19 protein-coding genes and 1 riboswitch are annotated in these 25,409 nt (G+C 62.8%); of the genes, 9 read left to right on the top strand and 10 right to left on the bottom strand.

From position 1 onward, the window contains the following. Positions 1-4 precede the first annotated feature (4 nt). Both IB265_RS04040 and IB265_RS04035 read right to left on the bottom strand, forming a co-directional pair. A complete protein-coding gene (locus IB265_RS04040; protein ID WP_057250745.1) occupies positions 5-1,099 on the bottom strand; it encodes a hybrid-cluster NAD(P)-dependent oxidoreductase in 1,095 nt (364 codons plus the stop codon). Between the two features lies 1 nt (position 1,100). Further along, complete coding sequence (locus tag IB265_RS04035) at positions 1,101-2,345, bottom strand: aromatic ring-hydroxylating dioxygenase subunit alpha (RefSeq protein WP_057250748.1); 1,245 nt, start codon at positions 2,343-2,345, stop codon at positions 1,101-1,103. 103 nt (positions 2,346-2,448) lie between these two features. Then, a riboswitch (cobalamin riboswitch) is annotated at positions 2,449-2,658 on the bottom strand. Between the two features lie 313 nt (positions 2,659-2,971). Between IB265_RS04035 and IB265_RS04030 the strand changes: the two genes are divergently transcribed. The 3 genes from IB265_RS04030 (at position 2,972) to IB265_RS04020 (ending at position 6,203) form a co-directional block, all read left to right on the top strand. Continuing rightward, positions 2,972-3,571, top strand: a complete 600-nt coding sequence (locus IB265_RS04030; protein ID WP_057251094.1) for a DUF6656 family protein — start codon at positions 2,972-2,974, stop codon at positions 3,569-3,571. Positions 3,572-3,650: 79 nt separating this feature from the next. Beyond that, the gene (locus tag IB265_RS04025) at positions 3,651-4,625 is read left to right on the top strand and encodes an L-threonylcarbamoyladenylate synthase (RefSeq protein WP_057250750.1); all 975 of its coding nucleotides are present in this window, start codon (positions 3,651-3,653) and stop codon (positions 4,623-4,625) included. 144 nt (positions 4,626-4,769) lie between these two features. Then, entirely contained in the window at positions 4,770-6,203 is a 1,434-nt protein-coding gene (locus IB265_RS04020; RefSeq protein WP_057250752.1) for an FAD-binding oxidoreductase, read from the top strand. A gap of 70 nt (positions 6,204-6,273) precedes the next feature. Here the strand turns inward: IB265_RS04020 and IB265_RS04015 are convergent, their stop codons facing one another. Further along, on the bottom strand, positions 6,274-8,748 hold the full coding sequence (locus IB265_RS04015) for a DUF1217 domain-containing protein (protein WP_057250754.1): 2,475 nt from the start codon (positions 8,746-8,748) through the stop codon (positions 6,274-6,276). 334 nt (positions 8,749-9,082) lie between these two features. Here IB265_RS04015 and IB265_RS04010 point away from each other — a divergent pair, with 334 nt between their 5' ends. Further along, complete coding sequence (locus tag IB265_RS04010) at positions 9,083-9,649, top strand: DUF6101 family protein (RefSeq protein ID WP_057250756.1); 567 nt, start codon at positions 9,083-9,085, stop codon at positions 9,647-9,649. A 512-nt stretch (positions 9,650-10,161) separates the two neighbouring features. Here IB265_RS04010 and ubiA read toward each other — a convergent pair. From ubiA to IB265_RS03995, 3 genes are all read right to left on the bottom strand, one after another. Continuing rightward, the gene (gene ubiA, locus IB265_RS04005; protein WP_057250759.1) at positions 10,162-11,121 is read right to left on the bottom strand and encodes a 4-hydroxybenzoate octaprenyltransferase; all 960 of its coding nucleotides are present in this window, start codon (positions 11,119-11,121) and stop codon (positions 10,162-10,164) included. A 69-nt stretch (positions 11,122-11,190) separates the two neighbouring features. Continuing rightward, entirely contained in the window at positions 11,191-11,997 is an 807-nt protein-coding gene (locus IB265_RS04000) for a MipA/OmpV family protein (protein WP_057250761.1), read from the bottom strand. Between the two features lie 172 nt (positions 11,998-12,169). Then, positions 12,170-12,985: a helix-turn-helix domain-containing protein gene (locus IB265_RS03995; RefSeq protein ID WP_057250763.1), complete on the bottom strand. Its 816-nt coding sequence runs from the start codon at positions 12,983-12,985 to the stop codon at positions 12,170-12,172. Positions 12,986-13,094: 109 nt separating this feature from the next. Between IB265_RS03995 and IB265_RS03990 the strand changes: the two genes are divergently transcribed. The 5 genes from IB265_RS03990 (at position 13,095) to IB265_RS03970 (ending at position 19,883) form a co-directional block, all read left to right on the top strand. After that, on the top strand, positions 13,095-14,291 hold the full coding sequence (locus IB265_RS03990) for an MFS transporter (protein WP_057250765.1): 1,197 nt from the start codon (positions 13,095-13,097) through the stop codon (positions 14,289-14,291). A gap of 172 nt (positions 14,292-14,463) precedes the next feature. Further along, positions 14,464-15,504, top strand: coding sequence for a spermidine/putrescine ABC transporter substrate-binding protein (locus tag IB265_RS03985; RefSeq protein ID WP_057250767.1), 1,041 nt, complete (start codon positions 14,464-14,466; stop codon positions 15,502-15,504). Next, the gene (locus IB265_RS03980; RefSeq protein WP_057250769.1) at positions 15,501-17,870 is read left to right on the top strand and encodes a bifunctional diguanylate cyclase/phosphodiesterase; all 2,370 of its coding nucleotides are present in this window, start codon (positions 15,501-15,503) and stop codon (positions 17,868-17,870) included. The genes IB265_RS03985 and IB265_RS03980 overlap by 4 nt, the downstream gene beginning before the upstream one ends. 106 nt (positions 17,871-17,976) lie before the next feature. Further along, positions 17,977-19,248 (top strand): phosphoribosylamine--glycine ligase, encoded by a 1,272-nt coding sequence (gene purD / locus IB265_RS03975; protein WP_057250771.1) that lies wholly within the window; start codon positions 17,977-17,979, stop codon positions 19,246-19,248. 107 nt (positions 19,249-19,355) lie between these two features. Further along, positions 19,356-19,883 (top strand): plant virulence effector HPE1-like domain-containing protein, encoded by a 528-nt coding sequence (locus IB265_RS03970; protein WP_057250773.1) that lies wholly within the window; start codon positions 19,356-19,358, stop codon positions 19,881-19,883. 118 nt (positions 19,884-20,001) lie between these two features. Here IB265_RS03970 and IB265_RS03965 read toward each other — a convergent pair whose 3' ends face one another. The 4 genes from IB265_RS03965 to IB265_RS03950 form a co-directional block, all read right to left on the bottom strand. Further along, positions 20,002-20,502: a DUF523 domain-containing protein gene (locus IB265_RS03965; protein ID WP_057250774.1), complete on the bottom strand. Its 501-nt coding sequence runs from the start codon at positions 20,500-20,502 to the stop codon at positions 20,002-20,004. A gap of 122 nt (positions 20,503-20,624) precedes the next feature. Beyond that, positions 20,625-21,005 carry a cupin domain-containing protein gene (locus IB265_RS03960; protein ID WP_057250776.1) on the bottom strand — a complete coding sequence of 127 codons (381 nt, stop codon included), beginning with the start codon at positions 21,003-21,005 and terminating at the stop codon, positions 20,625-20,627. Positions 21,006-21,123: 118 nt separating this feature from the next. After that, positions 21,124-23,289, bottom strand: a complete 2,166-nt coding sequence (gene glyS / locus IB265_RS03955; RefSeq protein WP_057250778.1) for a glycine--tRNA ligase subunit beta — start codon at positions 23,287-23,289, stop codon at positions 21,124-21,126. Between the two features lie 111 nt (positions 23,290-23,400). Next, positions 23,401-25,341, bottom strand: a complete 1,941-nt coding sequence (locus IB265_RS03950; protein ID WP_057251095.1) for a DUF2207 domain-containing protein — start codon at positions 25,339-25,341, stop codon at positions 23,401-23,403. Positions 25,342-25,409: the final 68 nt, after the last annotated feature.

The raw sequence follows: 25,409 nt of genomic DNA, 5'->3' as shown, positions 1-25,409 counted from the left end.
TCCTTCAGGCTTCGATCTGGACATCTCCCAGCGGCCGCGAGCAGCAGGCGAGGATGTAGCCCTCGTCGATCTCGTCATCGAGAATACCGCCATTGTGGTTCATCTCGACCTCGCCCGCGACCTTCATCACCCGGCAGGTGCCGCAGATACCGCCCTCGCAGGCAGCGCCGATCCTCACACCATTGGCACGCGCCGTCTGCAGGATCGTTTGGCCGGGTTTCGCCTCGACCTCCTTGCCGCTCATGGTGAAGGCGACCTTGGCCGCCTGAACCTCACCATCATCGCCGGCACCGGCGCGCACGGCGATCTCTTCCGCGGCAGGTGCTGCCGCCGGCTGGAAGCTCTCCTCGTGATAGCGGGCCATGTCGAAGCCGGCTGCCTTCAGCATCTCGCGCACACCGCGCATGAACGGTTCCGGACCGCAGCAGAACACCGTGCGCTCCTGGAAGTCGGGAGCGAGCAACGGTAGCTTGGCACCGTCGATGCGGCCGCGCAGGCCATGCCAGCCGTGACGCGCCTCGTGCCCCTCGACGATGAAGCCGAGGTTCAGCCCGGACATCTGTGTCGCCAGAACCTCGAGCTCCGAGCGAAACAGAAGGTCGTCCGGCCGGCGAGCACAGGAGATGAAGGTGACATCGGTCTCCGGCACGCAGTCGGCCATCCAGCGCGTCATCGACATCATCGGGGTGATGCCGGATCCGGCGGAGATAAACAGGTACTTTTCGCCGGGATGACGGACGAAGCTGAAATCTCCGAGCGGTCCAAAAGCCCGGAGCTTCATGCCCGGCTTCAGGTGATCGAACATCCAGCGGGTGCCGACGCTGTCGGCCTGCGCCTTCACCGTGACGGCAATTGACAGCGGTCGCGATGGCGTCGACGACAGGGTGTAGGTGCGCATGACCGGTTCGTCGGCGACCGGCAATTCGAGGGTGACGAACTGGCCGGGCAGATAACGAAACCAGGCGGGCTTCTCCGCACGGAAGGTGAAGGTCATGACATCGGCGGTTTCGACAACCGCCGATGTGCATTCGAGCATCTGCTGCCGGTCGATCCAGACATGCAGTTCGTCGAAATGATGGAAGGAGGACGCCATCTGCATGTCAGGCGACCTTTGAGAGCGGAGCCGCATCGCCCTGCAGGCGCTGCTCCATGAACTTGCAGTACCATTCGACGAACTGCATCACGCCACCCTCGTGCTCCGGCGAATACGGACCGGGCTCATAGGCCGGCGAGCGGATGCCGAAGGCATTTTCCTCGACGATCTGGCGATCCTGGTCGTTGGTCTCGGTCCAGACATGAGTCAGATCCTCGAGCGTGTAGTCGACACCTTCGACCGCGTCCTTGTGGACCAGCCACTTCGTTGTCACCTGCGTGAGTTCCGGCCCCAGCGGCAACACGCGGAAGGTGATGGCGTGATCCGAAAGCACGTGGTTCCAGGTCGTGGGGTAATGGAACATCAGGAGCGTGCCGATCTGCTTCTGCCTGACATCGGCCGACAGCGCCCTTTTTACGGCGGGCGCACCCGACATGGTGTAGCTTTCGGCATTATCGACCAGCGGCATGCGCGCGGCGCGGAACTGGCCGGTCGGCGACATCCGGAACTCGCTCGGCAGGCCCTCGGCCTCGCACTTCGCCCAATGGGCGGCAATCACCGGATCGTCCTTGGCGCCCTGCACCCCGGTCGCGGTCGGCGCTTCCGGATAGGTCCGGCAGAGTTCGGGGTGATTGGCGGCGCAGTGGTAGCACTCGCGGTTGTTCTCCCAGACGAGCTTCCAGTTGCCCTTTTCGATGATGGTGCTTTCGAAGGCGACCTTGGTCTCTCCCAGCCGGTGCGGCGCGAGGTAGGGGAATGCCAGCTCGCGGAAGGCGGCGAAATCCGCCGGCGTCTCCGACAGGTTGATGAAGATGTAGCCGCCGACCGTTTCGCAATGGATCTGCTTCAGGCTGTGGGCTGCCTTGTCGAAGTCTTCGCCCATCTGGCGTGCGAAGAGCAGCGAGCCGTCGAGCTCGTAGGTCCATTGATGATAGGGACAGACGAGCTTTGCCGAAGAGCCCTTGTGCTGCGTGCAGACGCGGGAGCCGCGGTGGCGGCAGGAGTTGTGGAGCGCGCGGATCGTGCCCTGGCGATCGCGGGTGATGACGACCGGATAGTCGCCGACCTGGACGGTGAAATAGTTGCCGGCCCGCGGGATTTCGCAATCGTGGCCGATGAACAGCCAATCCCGATACCAGATGTTTTCCAGGTCCTGCCGGTAATAGTCGGGGTCGATGTAGAAGGCCCGATCGAGGCTGTAGCCGTCACGCCGGCCCTTCAGCTTGCGAAGCATATCGGTCTTGGTATCCATGTCCTGTCCTCATGCGCCATGTTTCGGAGAGGCAGGACAGGAACCCGCATGGGCGCACGCCCATGCGTTTTAGGCTCCGATCCGGCTGCCCGCCGCAACCCGTTACGGTTATGTCTGTCAAGGCTGGTTTCCGGGCTCAGGAGCCGTCCTTCGAAGGACCAGCCCGGCGCCTTCCCGGACGGAAAACCGTCCAGTGGCCTTTTGCCGAGGCTTTCGCTCCACCACCGTTGCGGGGGCAGCGCCGGGATTTGACCGGCTTCCCAATTCTCCGCCTTCCCCTTTGGAAGACGACACCTTGAGTAAGGATATGTAAGCGCGGAAGGCGCCTCGGCAGGCGCCGGATAGCGACATTCAATTCCAGAATGACGACACGATCGAAACCGCCTTTTGGAAACGGATGCGAGAATTTTTCACTTTATAAACATATAGATAGATCAAAAATTGGGCAGATGCCGTCTTTTGTGACTGACATGACGCAGACACAGGAAGGCTTCGCCCGTTTGCGACATTCCCATGAATGTGCAGGGGCATCTTCCGCGAACGAAAGGAAATCCTTCATTAACCATAAGCCACTAGGCTTGCCGGCGGACGAAGATGTCCGGCAGGCAGATGGCACACTGACGATCATGGCAAAGTTCAGATATTACGACGCTGCGGCCGAGAAGCCGCCGGCGGTCATGCCGAAGACGGCCGTTCACACCGAGTTTCTGCGCACCGGCAGGATCAACCGCCGGCAATGGCTGCCGAGCGAGCGACGGTATCTGAGCTACGAAGAAGTCGCGGACAGGACCGGCAAGAAGCTCGCGACCGCCGGTGACACGACGCACAAGCGGATCAACGGCTTTCATGCCTCGATCCAGTTTCCCAAGCTGATTTTTCACCGCACGCTCGTCGGCAAGCCGCATCTCGGCTATTGCCATGTGACGGCGGCGCGGACGGCGGTCACGCCTTCCAAGGACATCACCTGGTCGTTCTACTTCGCCAATTTCTTCAGCGACCTTGGTGATGAGACGCATTTCTTCGACCGTATCCAGAGCGGCTATTCCCGCATGTATTTCGCGGTCGCGATCGAGCCGAACGCCGAAGACGGACAGATGGTCATCAACCGCAACGTCCGCGACAACGGGCTCCTCTTCCGCACGGACGACCCCAAGGTTGCTCTCAAGAACGTGCTGATGCTGGGTGCCCGGGACTCCGCGCTGCGCCGCATTATCCGCAGTCTCTGAGGCAGCAACCGAACGCCCCCAAAAAAATCGTTCTGTTTTCCCGGCACGTCCGTTAAGGAAGCGTCGGAAAGGAAACGGCATGGCAGAGATCATCGACACAGGCAGGGAACCGGACCGGGCGATCGAACGCGCCTGCGCCGTTCTTGCCGAAGGCGAACCGGTCGCCATTCCCACCGAAACCGTCTATGGCCTTGCCGCCGACGCCACCAATCCCGATGCGATCAGCCGCATCTACGAGATGAAGGGCCGGCCGCGCTTCAATCCGCTGATCTCGCATGTCTCCGACATGGCGATGGCCGAGGCCCATGTGCGCTTCGACCCGATTTCCCGACGCCTGGCGGAAACCTTCTGGCCCGGACCCCTGACGCTGATCTTGCCGCAGCGGCCCGATAGCAGCGTGCATGCGCTGGCCTCGGCCGGCCTCGACACGCTTGGCATCCGCATGCCCGACGGCTTTTCGCGCCGGGTGATCGCCCGCTTCGGGCGGCCGCTCGCAGCGCCCAGCGCCAACACCTCGGGCAAGATCAGCCCGACCAGTGCGGTCCATGTCGATGCGGATCTCGGCGAAAAGCTGAAACTGATCCTCGACGCAGGCCCGGCCGAAATCGGCTTGGAGTCCACGATCATCAAGGTCGATGGCGACGAGATCCGGCTGCTCCGCCCCGGCGGCCTCGATGCCGCAGAAATCGAGCGCCTGCTCGATCGTCCGGTGATCCGACCGGAAACGGCGGGAGCAACGATCGAGGCGCCGGGCATGCTGGCCTCCCACTACGCGCCCGGCGCGGCCGTCAGGCTCGATGTTGCCGATGTGCGTGCGGGCGAGGCCTTGATCCGCTACGGCGGCGGCCGGATCGCCGGCGAGGAACAGGCGGCCATCGTTCTCGATCTCAGCCCGACCGGAAATCTTCACGAAGCGGCAGCCAATCTCTTCGACTACATGAAGCGGGCCGACGCCAGCGGCGCTGCGACGATCGCCTTCGGGCCGATCCCTTCGGAAGGATTGGGAGAAGCGATCATCGACCGGCTGCAGCGTGCGGCGGCGCCGCGAGGGTGAGATCGCGTGCGGCTTCTCCTCCGCACCCCGCCCTCACCGGACGGCCGCGATTGCGGTTATGATCGCAGCCGATAGGAACCGAGGATCGTGTCTTCAGATCGACCGATCCGATAGCGCGCTCAAGCGCAGTGCGAAGGCAGACTCATGACGACCCTTCCCTCTCCTGAACTCATCGCCTCCTTCGTCGAGATCGTCGGCAGCGCCAATGCGCTCACCGCCGAAGCGGACAAGGCGCGCTATCTCGTCGAATCCCGCGGGCTCTTTCGCGGCACGACGCCGATGGTGCTTCGCCCCGGTTCGGTCGACGAAGTCTCTCGCATCATGAAACTCGCCAGCGCGACCCGCACCGCGATCGTACCGCAGGGCGGCAACACCGGCCACGTGGCCGGACAGATCCCGCGGGAAGGCAAAGCGGACATCGTGCTTTCGCTCGAACGGCTGAACCGGATTCGCGACGTGGATCCGGTCGGCAACGTGATCGTCGCGGACGCCGGATGCATTCTCGCCGACATCCAGAAGGCGGCGGACGATCACAATCGCCTGTTCCCGCTGTCGCTCGGATCGGAAGGCTCCGCGCGTATCGGCGGCAATCTCTCCACCAATGCCGGCGGCACGGCGGTGCTCGCCTATGGCAACATGCGCCAGCTCTGCCTCGGCCTCGAGGTCGTGTTGCCAACCGGCGAAATTTGGGACGGGCTGCGCCGGCTGAAGAAGGACAATACCGGCTACGACCTGCGCGACCTCTTCATCGGCGCCGAGGGCACGCTCGGCGTCATCACCGGCGCGGTGCTCAAGCTATTCCCGAAACCGCTTGGACATCAGGTAGCCTTCGCCGGTGTCGGCAGTGTGGAGCATGCGCTCGCTCTCTTCGAAAAGGCCGCCAGCCTTTGCGGGCCGGCGCTGACCGGCTTCGAGCTGATGCCGCGCCTCGGCGTCGAATTCACGACGAAACATATTCCCGGCGTTCGCGACCCGATGGACACCGTCCATCCTTGGTACGCGCTGATCGACATCTCGACCTCGGATTCGGCCGAAAGCGCCGAGCGCATGGTCAACGACCTCCTGGAACAGGGCTTTGCCGCCGGTCTCGTCGAAAACGCCGTGATCGCCGCCAACGAGACGCAAGGCAAGGCGCTGTGGCATATGCGCGAAAGCATGTCGCCGGCGCAGAAACCCGAGGGCGGCTCGATCAAGCACGACGTCTCAGTGCCCGTTTCCAGCATTCCTGCCTTTATGAAGGAGGCGGACGCCGCCGTCATGAAGGCGATCCCAGGCGCGCGCATCTGCTCTTTCGGCCACATGGGCGACGGCAACATCCACTACAACATTTCGCAGCCGGTCGGCGCCGACAAGCAGGCCTTCCTCGATCGCTGGCGCGAGATCAACGCGATCGTGCACGGTATCGTTCTGAGATATAACGGCTCGATCTCGGCCGAACACGGCATAGGCCAGCTGAAGCGCGACGAGCTCGCAGAAATCCGCGCACCGATCGAGATCGAGCTGATGCAACGGATCAAGCACGCCTTCGATCCGGCGGGCATCATGAACCCTGACAAGGTGCTGCGCGCCGACCGGTGAAGCGGGCAGTCTTCTGCGGCAGGCTTAAGCACCTGCCGCAAAGGGCTCGCTGCACTTTACGCAACCTGACTCAGCGACCGCCTGCGCGCAACTGCGAGAGAGACAGGAGCGTCTCGGCGCTGACGCCGCCTCCGCCGCTACCGCTGAGGATCGCCAGCCCCGGTGATACGTCCGTGTTGTTTTCGACGTCATAAAGTGCCGTGAACCGCTGCAGGAGCTTCTCGAGCTTCCCGGGATCCTGCAGATCCTTGATGTTGACGACGCGCTCGATATAGGCGGCCTGCGCCTCGATCTTGGCGTTCTGCAGCCCCTCCGGCATGCTGTAGGCCGTCTTGATAACCTGGAACAGGGCGGTCTCGGCCAGGATGTCGTAAGCCGTGTTGATCTCCGGGGCCTTGCGCTTGAAATAGAGCGCCAGGCGAACGCCGCCGTTGTCGGCGCCTTCGGACTCCTCGAGCGACTGATTGAGATAGAGGTCGACCGTGGTGATCAATCCGCGCCGGGTCTGGATCTGGCCGGCCTCGCCCCGGACGATCTTGCCGTCTGTGTCGAAGTTGAAGGAGGCGACGATCCCGCGGTACTTCAGCCCGTTCGGATCGGTATTGATGAAGCTCTTGGGATCGTCCAGGTTGGACGTGAACATGTCCTTGAGGTATTCGGTCTTGACCGTTCCCGGATCGATGCCGGACCCGACGAGCACGAAATCGACCAGCCGCCGGTTCGCCAGGAAGGCGTCGAGCGTCTCGATCTTCTCGATCTCGGCCGTGTAGTACTTGGCTTCCTCCTGCGCCTTGACCTTGGCGACCTTCTTCTCTTCATCCGTGCCGAACCGGGACTTGGCGATCACATAGGCCTTGGCCGTATTCATGATGTCGGCTTCGCTCTGCGCCAACTTTGGTGCGCCGAGCGTGCCGTCCGGATTGAAGTTGAATGCCTTTACCAGCTTGACGTAGCGCTCATCGCGCAGCGTGTTGGCATAGCTTCTGGGATCGTTGAGGTCGCTGGTCAGAATCCGCTTCAGCGTTCGGCTGCTCAGATCCTCATTATCGAGGCCGAAGGCGCGCAGCATGAATTTCTTCATGTCATTGTTGGCGAGCAACTCGTCGACCGATTTCATCGTGCCGATCAGGAGTTTGAAGCGTTTGACCAGCGCTTCGTCCTCGGCATCACTCTTGTCGTTGTAGCGCACCATGTAGCCGTCGGACGTCGTCTTCATCTGGTCCGCATCCTGCGCGGTCTTGCCGGCTGGCAGCGTACCGTCAGTCTGGAAGTTGAAGGCGGCAAGCATCTTCTTGTAGGCGGCGTTGTATTCGCCGCCATATTTGTTGACGTAGCTCTCCGGGTCGTTGATGTCGCTGGTGAGGATGTTTTCGACCGTAGAGGGCATCGTCGTCGCGGACGGCAAGCCGAAGGCGGTGATGATGTAGTTGAGCAGGCGGTTATCGGCGATCAGGTCCGAGACCTTGGTAATGCTGCCGATCTTCTGTTCGTAGTATTCCTTGTTGAGCAGCGCCCCGGCGCCGGTCAATCGTGCAGCGCCCGACGGTGTGACGCCGGGCCGCAGGAAGACATAGGCCTCGTTGAGCAGCGCCTTCTGTTCGTCGCTGATCGCCTTCTCACCGGCAGGCACGCTGCCGTCGGCATTGAAATTGAATGTCGAGGCGAGCTGGATATAGATATCGAGACTGCTGATCTGCCTGGCAAGCGTGTTCACCTCCAGGGAGAGCTGCGTCTTCAGCGCCGGCGCCTGGTCGCGCGGCGGCAGCCGTGCATCGAGGTCGGTGACAATCGCGTTCTGCTCGTCGATCTTCGTCTGGATGGCAGGCTTGTCGGCATCGGGCGCCGCGGCCAGTTGGGCTGTCAGGCTGACGATCTGGGCCAGGGCCGTGTCGCGCGCGCCGAGATCCGTCAGCTGCTTGTTCGCTTCGGTCAACCGCGTCTTGGCTGCCGTCTGGCTGGCGGTCAAGGTCGCGGGATCGCTGGTCAACGCATTGCGAACTTCCGTGTACGAAAAGGTCTTCGGGTTCAGTCCGAACACGGTGAAGGCAAAGGAGCGCAGCTTTTCGTTGCCCAGGAACTGGTCGACATCGGTGACCAGATCCATGGCCGCGCCAAAATAGGCCATCTCTTGCCGCATGACTGTATCGAGATCGTTGATGCGGTCGTTGTAGAGGCCGATCAGCGCATCCTGCTGTGCGCTGGTTTGAGCCACCGCGGTTGCCGAACTGAAGTTGAAGGCCTGCGCAAAATTGCGGTAGCGTTCATCCGTGAGACGGTTGGCAAAACTGTTATCGTCCTTCAGGTCACTTTCCAGAACCTTGCGCATGAAGGCCTTGGCATAGGTCATGTCCTCCAGGCCATGCGCCTTCATCGCGTAGGAGTAGAGCCGGTAGTCGTCGAGGAACGCCTCGACGGTTTTCACGCGGTCGATGTTTTCCCGGTAATATTGGGCCTCGCGCGCGATCTGCGGCTGCTGGGCAACACGATTGAGGCTGCTGCGCAAATCACGCGTGATGCGACTATAGTCGAGATAGGTCGATACCATGCCTGGCCCCGTCGGTTACCCATGGGGCGGCCGAACCAACCCCGAAACAGAATTCTGACGCGTCATGATTGCAGCACTGGCTTGTGTGTGGCTTTTCGCCGGCCGCCGGCAGGCCGCTTGTTGCGTCCGATCGGAACAAGACCGTCCGACCCGTTGACGAAACGGAAACCCTGAGCGGTCGGCTTTTGCTAACCATCGAAAAACGCAAAGTTTTCTTAACCGCGATTCTTAAGCCGTTCGGAAAGGGGGGCGCCTATTCTCAGCCCATAGAGGACGAAAAGGTCCCGACGAGAAGACCGGAAACGGCTCTCAAGGAAAAACAAGGGCGATTGAAATGCGCAACACACTCTCTCAACCCGCATGGGTCGAAAACACGCTCCGTCTTGATCCGAAGCGCTTTCCACAGCAGGCAAGCTACGCCTTGCGCGGTCACACGGGGAATGTCACGATCAGCCTGGACGAGCGTGGCGCAGTTCTGCGCAAGGTGCTACCATCGAGCGGCCTGCCGCTTTCGATCGCACTGCCGGCGCGGGCATTCAAAGGGGTCGCGGCTCGCGCGATCGATCACGGCGACGGAGACGTTACAGTGACGCTGGAACTTCATCACGACGACCCGGACCTCTGCGTTCCGCTGCTCGTCGCACACGACCTGTCCGACATCGCGGCCGACTGGCGCGCCTGGGCGGAGGCCTATCGCATTCCCATGCTGATGGTCGAAGCGGATGGCGTCGCAAGGCCGCTCGAAGAGCATCTCGGCGATGTGCGCACCGCGCCGGTCAAGCCGCGGCGCCGCCACTCCTTCTTCGCCGAGCGCCGGCCGCGTTTCCTCGTGCGCCGTTCCACCGGCACGCTTGGCGTTCACATGAAGATCGACGGGCGCGAGATCATCGCCCGCAGCTAATCCGCAGCAGCACCTCCAGCGCGACAGCCGGCCGTTCCCTGCGGCCGGCTGTTGTCGTTTGATCTCCGCGCTGGCGATTTTGGGGCTGCCGATTTTGGGATGCCGTTGCGGACGGCAAGCCATTTCACAGGTTTTCTGGGATTGCTCGAGATGTTCCCACGGAAACAGCTCCGCCGCCTTCTTCGTGCCATATCGGGTTCATAGCCAAGATCACGAAAGAAGGAGAAACCTGATGCGCAAGCATATCGTCGCCGCCGTTGCTGTCATCCTGTCCAGCTTCCGTGCGCGTCACGAGGCGAAGGAGCGCAAGGCCGCCCGCGAGATCAGCTGGGCCTGAAGCTTCTGCGGCCCGCCACTACAGCGCCGCGCGTCTTTTCAGACGCGCAAAGGTCGCTGTAGCACTTTCAGGGCTGCATGTTTTTACCCTTAAACCGGCTAGGATTTAAGGAAACATGCAGAAGCGGGACGGACCGAATGCATGAAGAGGATCCTCCGCCGCGACGGAGGATTTTTCATATCAGGCGAACAAGAAACGCCAGCACCAGGCCGACAAAGATGATCAGGCCCACGACCCCGTTGAACTTGAACAGCGCCAGGCACTGTGCCGGATCGTGGATGTTCAACACCAGGATCTGATAGGTCAGCATCGCCGCGGCAATCAGAAGTCCGATATAGGCAATGGTGCCGGCACCGGCAGCCACGAAGGACAGCAGCAACAGCAGCGTCGCGATGCCATAAAGGCCGATCAGCCACGGTCGCGGATTTTCGCCGAACCGCCTTGCCGTCGAACGCACGCCGATCAGCTCGTCGTCCTCTCTGTCCTGGTAGGCGTAGATCGTGTCATAGCCGATCGTCCAGGCAATGGCCGCACCGTAGAGCAGCACGGCTGCCAGCGACAGCGTGCCGAACGCGGCTGCCCAACCCATCAGCGCGCCCCAGGAGAAGGCGAGGCCCAGGAAGAATTGCGGCCAATCGGTAAACCGCTTAGCAAAGGGGTAGATCGCGACGATCGCCAGCGACAGGATGCCGAGCACGATCGAGAACGTGTTGAACTGCAGCAACACGACAAGGCCGACGAGCGCCTGCAGCACCATGAACACTTTCGCCTGAAGACGCGAAACGCGCCCCGACGGAAGCGGCCGCGAGCGGGTGCGCGCAACCTCCATATCGATGTCGTGGTCGACGATGTCGTTGTAGGTGCACCCCGCGCCGCGCATGGCAATCGCGCCGGCGGTGAACAGGAAGCAATGATACAGGAAGCGGCCGAACGAGAATTCTTCGGTGCCCGCCGCTGCGCCCGTCGCCAGCGCCACGGACCAGAGGCAGGGCAACAGCAGCAATTGCCAGCCGATCGGACGGTCCCAACGGGCAAGCTGGGCATAGGGCCAGAGCGCGCGCGGCAGGACGCGATAAACCCAATTGTTGGACGGCGCGTCGTGGACGCGGCCGGAATCGGCGGAAAACGTGTTCATGCCCCTGTTTGACGCCGCAGGTCCGGCCGGTCAAGCGGCGAGATCGCCGCGGCGCCCAACCAGCGAACGTCAGGGAAGAGTGAAGTCGAAGCGGTAGGTCGCCGACAGACCGACCAGGACCTGGTTGCGGCTCCCGCGCTCTTGAACGAGGCTGGAATCGGCAGCAGGGCCAAGCAAGCGCCGATACTCGGCATAGGCACTCGTCTCAAGCTTCTCCGTTGCCTGCCAGGTGATCGCGGCACCGACGCCGGCGGATCCGACGCCGCCATGTGGACTGTAGGTGCTGAGCCCGGATGCAGCCGACTCGCGATCGTTTACGCCGTAGTAGGCCGAGTAGTAGCCGCTCGTGGCCGCACTCAGGCGCGGGCCGCCGGAGATGCGGACATTGCTGCTGACATCGGTGAAGGCGTCGGCCGCGACGTCTGCGACGACGCCGTGGTGGCTGCGAATGCCCTGGCGGACTTCGGCGCGCACCCGCAGCCAGTCCGTCGGATAGACCTCCGCAAAGCCGCCGACTTCACCGCCGAACTTGATCGGATCGAGGCCCTTCAGGTCGCTGGAGGTGCTGGCGTCGCGCTCGAAGATCAGCTTGCCGACGAGACCGGCACGGAAACTTCCCTGGTCGACGAGCGCATAGGACATGTTGTCGTTGCGCGAGGAGAAGCGGACCGAGCTGCCGGCCTTGCCGAGCGAGATCAGGGGCGCGGCCTGGAACATGCGCTTCGAGGCGCCTTCATACTTCGGGCCGAGGAAGCCGGTGGCACCGACCTTCAGATACCAGTCGCCGGACCAGAAATACTGGCCGTCAGCGGCAGAGGCGGCGTTGGCCGACAGCAAAAGGGTTCCAGAAAGGAGGACGAGAGAACGGATACGCAAGAAACAACTCCGGAAGAATCATTCGCCGGGGCGAAGTTTGACCGTGCCGCTGCGCCGAAGGAGGGAGGTGGGCAGGAACGACACGAGGGCGGTTTATTGCGGCTTGTTCCTACGATTCCGTTAACCAGGTCAATTCAACCTTCCTTTGCCATACCCGGTTGGCGAACCCCGGTCACTGGCCAAGATAGGTCTTGAGATAGACGCTCGGCGGGCTGCCGAGCATGCGGCGAAACATGGTGGTGAAGGCCGCGACATTCTCATAGCCGGCATCAAGGGCCACATTGGTGATTGGCTCGCCATCGGCAAGGAGCGGCAAGGAAGCGAAGATACAGGCCTGTTGGCGCCAGGTGACAAAGCTAACGCCCGTCTCCTTGCGGAAGAACCGCGTGAATGATCGCCGGCTGAGGCGCATGCGATCCGCCCACTGGTCGATGCTCGCTGCCGCCGATGGCGCCTGCAGGAACTGTCGGCACAGCGCCGCGAGCTTCTCGTCGCGCGGAAACGGCAGGCCGAGCGGGCGTTCCTGCAGTCGGCCGATTTCTTCCAGAAGCAGATCCGTGACCAGTTGTTCGCGCCGCTCCGACATCGTCTCGTTCTCGACGCTGACGAGCGCATCGACAAGGCTGCCGGCGAGCGGATTGATTTCCATGACCATCGGCCGTTCGGCGCGCAGCAGTTCCGGCGCGAAGTAGATCGAGTGCATGCGCACGTCACTGATCATCTCGGCCGAGTGCTCCATACCGGCCGGGATCAGCAGGGCATGGCCGGGCGGAACCATCCACCGCCCGCGCTCGGTGCGCATCAGCACGACGCCGCCACGCGCCCACCAGAGCTGCGTGCGCGTATGGCTGTGGAAGGGAACCAGAAGACCGGCGCTATAGTCTCGTCCGAGCGCCAGCACCGGGGCGTTTCCCGTCTCGACCCAATCGAGGTTCCGGAAGTGATCGTCATCGGGAAGCTGCGGCAAGGGATATCGGCGGATCGGCATTTGGCCCACTCACGAAAGAAATCGACCAGATCACAAAAGCAGGCCAATCGCAACCTCAGTACAGATAGCCCTTGCCGCATACAACCTTCGAGACGGCAAGGAATCACCCATGTCTACCGTGACCTCAACTTCCGGGATTTCGCCGGAAAAGACGGCTTTCTCCGTCATCCTGGCCGTCAGCTTCTGCCATATGCTGAACGACATCATGCAGTCGCTGCTGACCGCGCTTTATCCGCTGCTCAAGGCGAACTATTCGCTCGATTTCGTGCAGATCGGCCTCTTGACCTTTACCTTCCAGCTGACGGCGTCGATGCTGCAGCCGGCCGTCGGCATCATCACCGACCGCTGGGCGCTGCCCTATTCGCTGCCGCTCGCCATGCTTTCGACCTGCAGCGGCCTGATCCTGCTGGCAAATGCGCATGACTTCTGGGTCCTGCTGGTGGCAGCGAGCCTGATCGGCATCGGTTCGGCGATCTTCCATCCGGAATCGTCCCGCATCGCCCGCCTCGCCTCCGGCGGTCGCCACGGATTGGCGCAATCGCTGTTCCAGGTGGGCGGCAATGCCGGCAGCGCCATGGGTCCGCTGCTTGCCGCCTTCATCGTCATTCCCTTCGGTCAGGGAAGCCTCAGCTGGTTCTCGATCGTCGCGATCATCGGCTTCTTCGTGCTCTCCTGGGTCAGCACCTGGCATGTGCGCCATCGCCGCACCACGATGAGCCGGCCGGCGCCGAGCCGCGCCCTTCCGCTGCCGAAGGGGCGGGTCATGTGGGCGGTCGCCGTGCTCGTGCTCCTGACCGCCACCAAGAACGTCTACATGGCGAGCATCTCCAGCTACTTCACCTTCTTCGTCATCGAGAAGTTCGGCATCGACGTGCAGCAGGCGCAGCTCATGCTGTTCCTGTTCCTCGGCGCGGCCGCGGCCGGAACCTTCCTCGGCGGTCCGATCGGCGACCGTTACGGCGCCCGCTTCGTCATCTGGTTCTCGATCCTTGGCGTCATCCCCTTCGCCTTGCTGCTGCCCTATGCGAACCTCTTCTGGACCGGCGTCCTGTCGATCATCATCGGCCTGATCTTCTCCTCGGCCTTCTCGGCGATCGTCGTCTTCGCCCAGGAGCTGGTGCCGGGCCGAGTGGGGCTGATCGCCGGCGTCTTCTTCGGTTTCGCCTTCGGCTTCGGCGGCATGGGCGCGGCCGTGCTCGGCATCTTTGCCGACCGGCAGGGCATCGAGTTCGTCTACACCATCTGCTCCTATCTGCCGCTGCTTGGCATCCTCACGATCCTGCTGCCGAAGATCCCCGCGCGATAGGCTCTTCGCGCCGAAATCGCTTCCGTTTTCACCGGGCGCCGCCATGCGGCGCCCGGTTTTCGTCTTGCGCCACAAGCAGCACGCGACACCCCATCCCCGTCGCAGCCCCACGTAATCATTCATCAATTTTTGCGCGCTACGGTCGTCTGACGGGCTTGGGCAGGGGTATAGAATGCAGGGGCGAACGGCGATTCCGGCCTTTCTGGCGACGTTGCTATTTGCAACGGCGGCACCGGCCGAGACCCTGAACCTGCTGATCTGGGAATCCTATATCGACCAGAAGATCCTTGATCGCTGGACGTCGATAACAGGCGTCGCGGTGCACCAGGTCTATTACGATAGCGGCGACACCCGCGACGAGGTGCTGGCCGACCCGAACAGCCGCGTCGACCTGGTGGTAACCGGCGAAAACAGCGCCGCCCTCTTCGGTCGCAAGGGCGTGCTCGAAAAGCTCGACGAGACCAACGTCGCCTCGCTGCGGGACTATGACGAAAGCTGGCGCAAGCGCTGCTCGGGCCGAGGCCTGCCCTATCTTTGGGGCACGATGGGCATCCTCTACCGATCGGACGTCGTTCGGGAGGCGCCGGCCTCCTGGCAGGATCTCATGCGTCCAGCCCCGGCGCTCGCGAAGCATGTCGCCATGTACGACGACCACAACGAGGCCTTCGTCGCGCCGCTGATGCTGCTCGGCCAATCGATCAACACCAACGACAGCGCCACCTTGAAGGCCGCCTTCGACCTGATGAAGGAACAGGCGCCCTCGGTGCTCACCTACGAATATATCATCAGCTCGATCCAGAACCCGACGGTCAGCAAGGACATCTATATGGCGCTGGGCTATAGCGGCGACCAGCACGTGCTGAACGACAAGGCAGGTACGCCCGGCGTCTGGCGCTACGCCGTTCCCAAGGAAGGCACGCTTTCCTGGCTCGATTGCATGTCGGTCGTCGCCAAATCGCCGAACAAGGACCGCGCGCTCGCTCTCCTCGACTATCTCGGTTCGCCGGGCAGTGCTGCCGCGAACGCGCTGGCGCTCAACATGCCGACGGCAAGCCGGGCAGCCTATGCGCTCCTGCCGGAAGAAGTCCGCGCCGACCCCGCCATCTACCCCTCACCCGACATCCTGGCCAAGAGCCAGTATCAACAGGAACTGTCCACAGAGTCGGTGCAATTGCGCCGACGCATCATCAGCACATTGGCGAACTTCCAGTGAATCTCGGCAAACGCGCGCTCATCCTGATCTTCCCCGTCGTTCTCGCTGGCTACCTGCTGGCGGCAGTCTCGGTCCACGTCACGCAGAGCCGCTCCATCCGCGCGCTCGAACACGCCAAACTGTCGCAGCGCCTGGAACATGCGGCCGCCGTGTTCCAGAACGAGATCGGCCGCAGCAAGGGCTTCCTCAATGCGCTCTTGAACGGCAACTCGCTGCGCCAGTATGTGTCCGAAACGGATGAGAACTACCGCGCCAATGCGCTTGGTGTCAGGCTGCAGGAAAGCATCAAATCACTCCTGGACGACCCGACGGGCTACGTGTCGCTGGCGCTGCTGACTTCCGATCTGAAGACGGACTACTATTTCGAAAACAGCTGGGACCCCTTCGCCCAGATCGACGAGGCCCAGCTCAACCTCGCCCGCCGCTTGATCCGCGAAGACACGCTCGCCGACTGGACCTATCTTTACGAAGCGGGACAAAGACCACGCATCGTTTATTCCTTCTTCCTCGATCCGGTCGCCTTCACCCGGCCGCTGCCGAGCAAGAAATCGAGCGCTCTGCTCGTCCAGGTCGCGATCCAGCCGGACCGCTTCCTCGACATGCAGCAGGCACTGAAGAAGGAATACGGCTCCGACATCGTGCTCCAGCCCTGGCCGCTGGCGATTACCGAAGACCTTTCGGCAAGCGTTCATCTCGGGCCCTCGCTCTATGCGACGCTCACGGTTTCGAGCGAACATTTCGATGCGCTGTTGGCCAGGCAGAAGATCCTGCTGGCGCTCGGCGCCGTGGCGATGAGCCTGTTCTCGATCTGGCTGATCATCATGCTGATCCGCCGCTTCATTACCGACCCGATCGCAAGCCTCGACGCCAACGTGATGGCGGTGATGGTGGGCGCGCGCGACGAGATCCGCGACATGGAGGAGAAAGGCGAGATCGGGCGGCTGACGGAAAATATCCGCGAATTGCATCGGCAGTCGGTGCAATCGCTGAAACTCGTGCAACGCAGTTCCTGGACCGACACCCTGACCGGCATCAGCAACCGCGGCCATTTCAACGCACTTGCCGCCGGCGCCGTGCGCGAGGCAATCGCCGCCGGCGAGAAGTGCAGCCTGCTGTTTATCGACATCGACAACTTCAAGTTCGTCAATGACAAGCACGGCCACGAGATCGGCGACGAGCTCCTGAAGACGCTGTCCGTCCGTATCGGCGAGCGCGTCGATGCGATCACCGAGCGGCGCGGCCAGAAGCCGGCCATTCTTGCCCGCCTCTCCGGCGACGAATTCGCCGTTTTCGTGCGATCGCGACCCGGCGACGGAACGGTCCGGGAAATTTCGGCCGCCATTCTGGGATTGTTCGAGGACGGCTTCGAAGTCTCCGACAAGCGCTACCCGGTGACCGCAAGCATCGGCGCGGCGATCTGCCCGGACGATGCGACCAACCTTGCCGAGCTGATTTCGAATGCCGATGCCGCGATGTATCAGGCGAAGACCAGCGGCAAGAACCGTTCGGCCCGTTTCTCGCGCGCGCTTCACGATAAGCGCACGCGGCTGCGCCAGATCCAGGACGAGCTGCGCGCGCTCGATCCGGACGAACAGTTCCATCTCGTCTACATGCCGATGGTCGACACCGAAGGCCGCGTCACCGGCTGCGAAGCGCTGCTGCGCTGGTACTCGCCCGTCCTCGGCAATGTTACCCCGGATGAATTCGTGCCGATCGCCGAAAGCTCCGGTCTCTTCACCAAGATCGACTGGTGGGTGATCAACAAGGCGATGTCCGATTGCCGGCAGCTCAAGGCGCTGTTCGGCCCGGAAACGGTGCTGGCAATCAACATCTCCTCGGCCGAACTGCACTCCAAGGCGATTGCCGACCATTTCTCTGACTGCCTGGAGCGACATGGGCTGGAGGCGCGTTCGATCGAGATCGAGCTCACCGAAACCTTCGCCGTCAAGTTCAGCGACCAGCTTCGCCGCAACATCGACGCCCTGCGCCAGAATGGCTTCCGCCTTTCGATCGACGATTTCGGCGCCGGCTACACGTCCGTGCAGCAGATCATCGAATACACGGCCGATACTATCAAGCTCGACCGGGCGCTGGTCTCGAACCTCACCGCGTCGCAGTCGCTGCCGGTGCTCAAGGCGCTCATCGCGCTCTGCCACGCCAAGGACGTCGCCGTCGTCGGCGAAGGCATCGACACGCCAGAGAAGCTCTCGATGCTGACTGCAGCCGGTTGCGATCTGTTCCAGGGCTATCTCATCAGCAAGCCGCTGCCGATTGAAGATCTCGGCATCTGGGCGCTGACGCGCACCGCCCGCTACGCGCACGACGAAGGGCTGGATGACGTACAAACTCGGCAGGCCATCGCCTGAACGGTGGCGATTGCGGGAATCGCTGCCTGGACTCCCATTTTCCCTTGACCTTGCCGCCCTGCCGTCCTAACCGCAGCGCAGCAATTTCGGGATATCGGGGGCTGCAATGAAGGTTCTTCTCATCGGATCGGGTGGGCGCGAGCACGCCCTTGCATGGAAGATTGCGCAGTCTCCCAAACTGACGAAGCTCTATGCGGCACCGGGCAATCCCGGCATCGCCGAAGAAGCCGTCATCGTCGCGCTCGACACGGACGATCATGCGGCCGTCGCCGATTTTTGCCGCAAGGAAGCGATCGATTTCGTCGTGGTCGGTCCTGAGGGCCCGTTGGTCGCCGGTCTCGCCGACGTCCTGCGCGCAGCCGGCATCGCCGTCTTCGGCCCGTCTGCCGCCGCCGCCCAGCTCGAAGGCTCCAAGGGCTTCACCAAGGATCTTTGCGCCCGCTATGACATTCCGACCGGCGCCTATGGCCGCTTCACCGATGCCGAAAGCGCCAAGGCCTATGTGCGCGCCCAGGGCGCGCCCATCGTGATCAAGGCCGATGGCCTGGCAGCCGGCAAGGGTGTCACCGTCGCCATGGCGCTCGATGAGGCGCTCGCTGCCGTCGACGATTGTTTTGCCGGCGCCTTTGGTGCTGCCGGCGCCGAAGTGGTGGTCGAGGCCTATCTCGATGGTGAGGAAGCAAGCTTCTTCTGCCTGTGCGACGGCAAGACCGCGCTGGCGCTTGCCTCCGCGCAGGATCACAAGCGCGTCGGCGACGGCGATACCGGGCCGAATACCGGCGGCATGGGCGCCTACTCGCCCGCTCCGGTCATGACGGCCGAGATGATCGAGCGCACGATGAAGGAGATCATCGAGCCGACGATGCGCGGCATGGCGGAAAGCGGCCATCCCTTTTCCGGCGTCTTCTTTGCCGGCCTGATGATCACCGCCAAGGGCCCGGAGCTAATCGAATACAATGTCCGCTTCGGCGACCCGGAATGCCAGGTGCTGATGATGCGGATGAAGAGCGATCTGCTGCCGCTGCTCTATGCCGCGGCGACCGGCACGCTCGCCGGCATGGTGGCCGATTGGCGCGAGGAGACGGCGCTGACCGTCGTGATGGCCTCCAAGGGCTATCCTGGCAGCTACGCCAAGAACACGCCGATCACCGCCCTGCCCGTGGCCTCGGCCACCACCAAGGTGTTCCACGCTGGCACAGCGATGAAGGATGGCGCCCTGGTCGCGACCGGTGGCCGCGTGCTCAACATCACCGCAACAGGCGCAAATGCAGGCACGGCCAAGGACAGAGCCTATGCGGCGGTCTCGGCCGTTTCCTGGGACAACGGCTTCTACCGGCACGATATCGGCTGGCGTGCGGTTGCACGCGAGAAAGCGTGATCCGGAGCGGAACTCATTTCCGGATCATTCTATTTTTACCAATTCTCCTGACGGGAAAGTAAGGGAGTGCGCATATTCTCGCCGCTAACAATTGCGGGAGAAAGCGTATGCGCCTGTTGCTGATCACCACCGTCCTCGGGCTTGCCGCCGGCAACGCAGAGGCGTCGTCGATCGAGGCGCTCGCGTCGCGCACGACCGACAACGCCAGTGTCGCCACCGTCTCCTGCGCCGCGTGCCCGCCGCTGCAGTCGAAGAAGAAGGTGACCTATGTGGTACCCACGATCGCTGCGGGCGACGAAACGGTCGAGCTCAAGAAAATCAACGGCGAGATGAAGATGGTGCGCACCGAAGCCTGGCTCGGTGGCTCCCCGGTCGTCTTTGTCAGCAAGCCTTCGCAGGAGATCATCAAGGCGGCTTCCGCCGACAGTGATGCCTCCCCGACGGTCGTCGTCTCGACGAATGCGGACGACCAGAACCCGGTGGCGGACGACGCGAAGATGATCGCGATCGACCAGACCGCAAAGACCGCCGCGGTCACGCCGATCGGTGCCTCCATGGGCGGCTCAGTTGCACCGCCGACCGAAGACGGCTCACAGCAATTTGATCCGTCCACCCTCGAACTTCGGCTAGACTGATCTCCTATCGGGAAAGTTCCCTGCCCCGCTCAGCTGTCCCCTGCATGCAAGGCTGACGGGCGTTTCGCTGCACAGCGAGAGATTGCGCCCCTGAGAGAAGCAGGGGCGCAATCTTTTATTATGGGCCTTCCAATCCTTCGATCCGCGCGACCAGCGCCTCGATCTGCCTGTCCGAATAGACTTCGATGCCATTGCCGGCGAGCAATGCTGCCGTCACACCCTCGCCCGGATGGCGAGCGCCGGAAAAGCTGCCGTCATAGACGAAGCCGGATCCGCAGGACGGGCTGCCATCAATCAGCAGCGCAAAACGACAGCCGGTTTCCTTCGCCAGCGAAAGCGCGTTTTCGGCGGCCCGCACGAAGTCTTCGGTCACGTCGCGGCCGGTGATCTCCACCACCCTCGCCTCGCCTTCGAGCACATCCTTGCCGACGGCGCCTGAAGCAATTTCCGCTGGCGGGCGCGGCACCGGCATGCCGGCAGACATTTCCGGACAGATGGTCACGAGACGGCCTTCGGCGCGCCAGCGATCGATCGCCGGATGAAGGAGCGGTTTCGACTGACCGTCATAACGGACGGCATGGCCCATGAGACAGGCGCTGACGAGGATCTTTGCGGGCATATGCCTTCCTACTCCGAGGCGGGATGGTCATCAAGCGCGATCCCGACCCTACAGCGCCGCGCTGCATGAATTCGTCCTCAAATCGAGGTCGATTTGAGACATGCAGTGAGCAGCCACGCGCGTCAGATCCAGCGATCGTTTTCCGCCGTGCGTTCGCCGCCCTCATGGCCGGTGTTGAGGGTGCCGCGCGGCTCGATCAGCAGCATCTTCACCTCGCGCTCCGCATAGGGCTTGTGCTCGACGCCCTTCGGCACGACGTACATCTCTCCTGGCCCAAGCGTCACCGACCCGTCGTGGAAATCGATGCGCAGTGTACCTTCAAGCACGATGAACGCCTCGTCGGTATCCTTGTGATCATGCCAGATGAAGTCGCCCTCGATACGCACGATCTTGAACTGATAATCATTGAGTTCGGCAATGACGCGCGGCTGCCACTGATCCCTGAAGAGCGAGAGTTTTTCGGCGAAATTGATCGGCTTGTGGGTCCTCGTCGCGGTATCCATCGGCTGTCTCCATCTGCGTGATGGAGACAGGTTATAGGTCGCCTCACGGCGACCCGCTTGAACGTTTGTGCGGGAGCAACAGCGGATGCTTCCGGAGCCGGCAGCCGACCTTTTCGCCTTAGCCTGCGATCTTGGAGAAGTCCGCGACAGTGCCGGTTGCCGAACGGATCAGGCCAAGCAGCGCCAGCCGGTTCGCTCGGATCGCGGCATCGTCATCATTGACCAGCACGTCGTTGAAGAACTGATCGACCGGCTCGCGCAGCCTTGCCAGCGCTTCCATCGCCGAACGGAAGTCTTCCTTGGCGATCGCGTTGCGCGCTTCGCCCGAACCGGTTTCGACCGCCTGGTGCAGCGCCTTTTCGGCATCGAGACGAAAGAGGCCGGCATCGACGGCGTCGGCGACAGTCGTTCCCTTCTTCTCTTCGGCCGCGAGAATCTGCGTTGCACGCTTGGTGCCGGCCAGGAGGTTGCGGCCTTCCTCGTCGGTGATGAAGGCCGTCAGCGCCTCGACGCGGCGGGCAATCATCAGTAGGTCGTCCGAATCCGACGTCAGAACCGCGTCGATCAGGTCGTGACGGGCGCCGAGATCGCGCAGATAGACCTTGAGCCGGTCATGGAAGAAGGAGAGCAGATCGGCGGAAACGTCGCCTGCAAGCGCCGGCTTCTGTGCTCGGAGAGCAACGAGCGCGGCTTCGAAGGCCGGGAGCAACGCCAGGCGCGCCTTGCCTTCCAGGATCAGGCGGATAACGCCGAGTGCCGCGCGGCGCAGCGCATAAGGGTCCTTCGAGCCGGTCGGCTTTTCGTCGATCGCCCAGAAGCCGACGAGCGTGTCGAGCTTGTCGGCAAGCGCGACGGTCACCGCCACCGGATCGGTCGGCACGCGATCGGACGGGCCCTGAGGCTTGTAGTGATCCTCGAGCGCATCGGCGACCGACTGCTCTTCGCCTTGAAGCAGCGCGTATTTGTGACCCATGATGCCCTGAAGCTCGGGGAATTCACCGACCGCTTCGGTGCGCAGGTCCGCCTTGGCGAGCACCACGGCGCGGTCGACGAGCTTCTGATCCGCGCCGATCACCTTGGCGAGTTCAGCGGCCAGCGCCCGGATGCGGGCGACGCGTTCGCCCTGCGTGCCGAGCTTGGCGTGGAAGGTGACGTTCAGCGCGTCGAGCTTGGCCATGCGCTGGTCGAGCGGCTTCTTGAGATCGAGAGCGAACTTTTCCGCGGACGCTTCCAGCGTTTCGAGATCCGGCAGGTTGCCCTGGTCGCGGTGCCAGAAATGGGCGGCGTCCGAAAGGCGGGCGCGCACGACCTTGCCGTTGCCGTGCACGATCTCTTTACCGCCGTCCTTCGCCTCGATGTTCGAAACGAGGATGAACTTGTTGGAGAGCGTTTCGGCGCTAGGTGCGCGGGTGACGAAGCACTTCTGGTTGGTCTTGATGGTCAGACGGATGATTTCCGAGGGAATTTCGAGATAGGCATCCTCGAAGCTGCCCATCAGCACCTGCGGCCATTCGACGAGGCCGGAGACCTCTTCCAGGAGACCCTCGTCCTCGACGAGTTCCAGCCCGTTGGCGAAAGCGACGTTACGCGCATCGGCAAGGATCATTTCCTTGCGGCGCTCGCCATCGAGAACGACCTTCGCCTTTTCGAGCTTCTCAGCGTAGTCGGCAAAGCGCCGAACCGTAATCGCCTCAGGCGCGTGGAAACGGTGCCCATAGGTAACGTTCGAGGCGACGATGCCGTCGACTTCAAACGGGATCACATGGGTTTCCTCGGTTTCCGAGCCGAAGGTGCAGACGATCGACTGCAGCGGGCGGACCCAGCGAAGCGCACCGGGCTTTGCCGACGCCGCGCCGGAGCGCATCGGCTTCGGCCAGGGGAAATTGCGGATGATGCCGGGCATCGCCTCGGCGATGATCTCTTCGGCCGGACGGCCCGGCTTGACGATGTGAGCGACATAGAAATCGCCCTTCTTCGGATCGCTGTGGACATGCGCCTCGCTGATCGAGGAGAGACCGGCGCCACGCAGGAAGCCTTCGATCGCCTTCTCGTTGGCGTCGGTGCGAGGGCCCTTGCGCTCTTCGCGAATATCGGCGGAGCGGGCGTTGAGGCCACGGATATCGAGCGTCAGCCGGCGCGGCGTCCAGTATTCGCGCGCACCCTCATAGGTCAGGCCCGCCTCGACCAGGGCATCGGTCAGCAGCTTCTTGAGGTCGCCGGCCGCCTTGCGCTGCAGGCGGGCAGGAATTTCCTCGGAGCGGAGTTCGATAAGAAGATCGGGCATGGGAGCGACTTTTTCTGTTCCTGACGGTTGCGGCGGACTTAGCAATCTCTGGCAAGAATGTCACCAAGCCCGTCGATGAATTTGGCGGGATGCCTGCGTTTGGGGCCGGTTTCACCAGCCGCCACCGCCGCCACCGCCGCCACCGCCACCGGAGAAGCCGCCGCCGGTCGAAAAGCCTGACGATGACGATTTGGGCGGGGGTGGCAGGGACGAGGTTATCGTGTCGGCCATCGAACCGGCAAATCCGCCGATACGGTCGCCGAAGGTGCTCGAGCCGAAGCCGTCGCCGTGATACCAGCTCGGTTGATAGGCGACCGCCGCCGCCGCTCCCGCCGCGGCGGCGAGCAGCCATCGATCGAAGGTCTCTGTCCACGGTTTCTCGACGCCGAGCGCTACCGCATAGGGCAGAAGCGTCTCGAAATGCCGGGGCGACATTTCAGGCGCGCCCTGCATGTTCATCCGGTCCTTTTCGGCGAGCGTCATGTACTGCCTAAGCCCGTCGATACCATCCATCATCCGCGTGCCGAGCGGCGTCGGCGCACCCATCAGGAAGAAGAACAACACGTTGACGAGGACGATGGCGCCGATCACGAACAACAGCGGCAACTCATCGGTTTCGGCTGCCGAGTAGAAGACGGCTGCGAGGATCGCCGAGAAGATCGTGAAGGCCACGAAGCCGATGAAGGCGACCACCACGATCGACATGATCCGGCTCATCAGGCTCTTCTCACGGCGCAGCGACTTGCCGAATGAGACGGCGAGGATCGACACGAAGAAGGCGATGAAGACGGGAACGATTACCAGCGGCAGGCTGTCTTCGCTGAGATCGCCGAAGAGGAAGACCGCCGCGACCGCCAGGACCGACAGGACGACCCCGGCGACGATGTAGCCGCTGTTTGCCAGGTAGTACTTGCCGCGATGCTCGCGCTCCATGGCATTGCGAAAATCCGCACCGGTCGCCTGCACTCGTGTGCCATGAGCGCGATCGATCGTGAGCGTGCCGCCGGCCGCATTGACCGCCTTCATGACGGCCGCTTCGCCGGTCGGCAGTTTTTCGTTGCTTCCCTTGCCGGTGGCGGCGATGACGATGGCGTTCTTGAGATCTTCGAGAACCACGTGGCCCTTGACCGCGAGGTTGAGTGCTGCCGCCGACAGTGCGGTCCAGCCTTCGCCGGAAAAACCCTTGTTGTCGATGTAGTTGACCAGCGCCGGCGAGATGCCTTCCGGCGGATCCCAGCGCGGCACCATGACGCCGCGGTCCGGGTCACGCCCGACCCGCAACCAGGCCTGGCTGTAATAGATGAGGACGAGGACGAGCCCGGCACCGGCGATGACAAGCGCGAGGTGGTCACGCAGCCACCAGGCGTTCTCCTGGCTGGAGGACGGCCTGATGATGCTGCCCTTCGGCATCTTGATGGCGATCGTCAGCCCTTCGCGCGGATCGAGACGGCGGGTGGTGGCGAAAAAGATCTCGCTGCCGTCCCGCGAGCCTCGGGCGTCCTTGCCGGTCGCGCCGTAGCCGCCGGTGAAGAAATCGAGTGCTTCCACCCTAACGCCTTCCGGCAGGGTCACCGTGGCGCTCGCCTCGTCGATCGGGAAGTCCCACTCCGTGCCGGTCACGTTCCAGTAGAGTTCGTCGTGATCGTCGAAGAAACGGATCTGCCGGCCGGTCTCGTAGGTGAACTGGAAGGTATGCTCACCCGGGTCCAGAAACACCTCGGCAGAACCGGTGTAGATGCGGACGCCGCCGCTGATCGACTCCGTGCGGTAGGGCTCCTCCTCGCCATCGCGCTCGACCGATAGCAGCTCGAAGTCGACCTTGCTGCGCTTGCCCTTCGCATCGGTGAAGGTCAAAGGCAGGTCGCGATAGATGCCGCGGCGGATCTTGTTGCCCTCGACCGTCGCCGTGATCGTCTCCGTCACGGTCATCGTGCCGTCCTTGGCGAGGTCGATGACGGAGCGATAGGCGGAGAAGACCTCCTCCGCCCGCCCGATGCCCGCCGTCGCCAGCAAAAGAACCAGAATGGCGAATGCGGCAGCGAGACGGGCCATGCGGATCAAGCTTTCTTCCGGTTGAGGGTCAAGTTCCGGTTGGGGGTCAAGGCGCGGCGATTTGATAA

This window comes from Ensifer sp. ENS10 (assembly GCF_014852025.1).
In the GTDB taxonomy this organism is placed as follows: Bacteria; Pseudomonadota; Alphaproteobacteria; order Rhizobiales; family Rhizobiaceae; genus Ensifer.
This window is presented reverse-complemented; position numbering and strand designations above follow the sequence as displayed.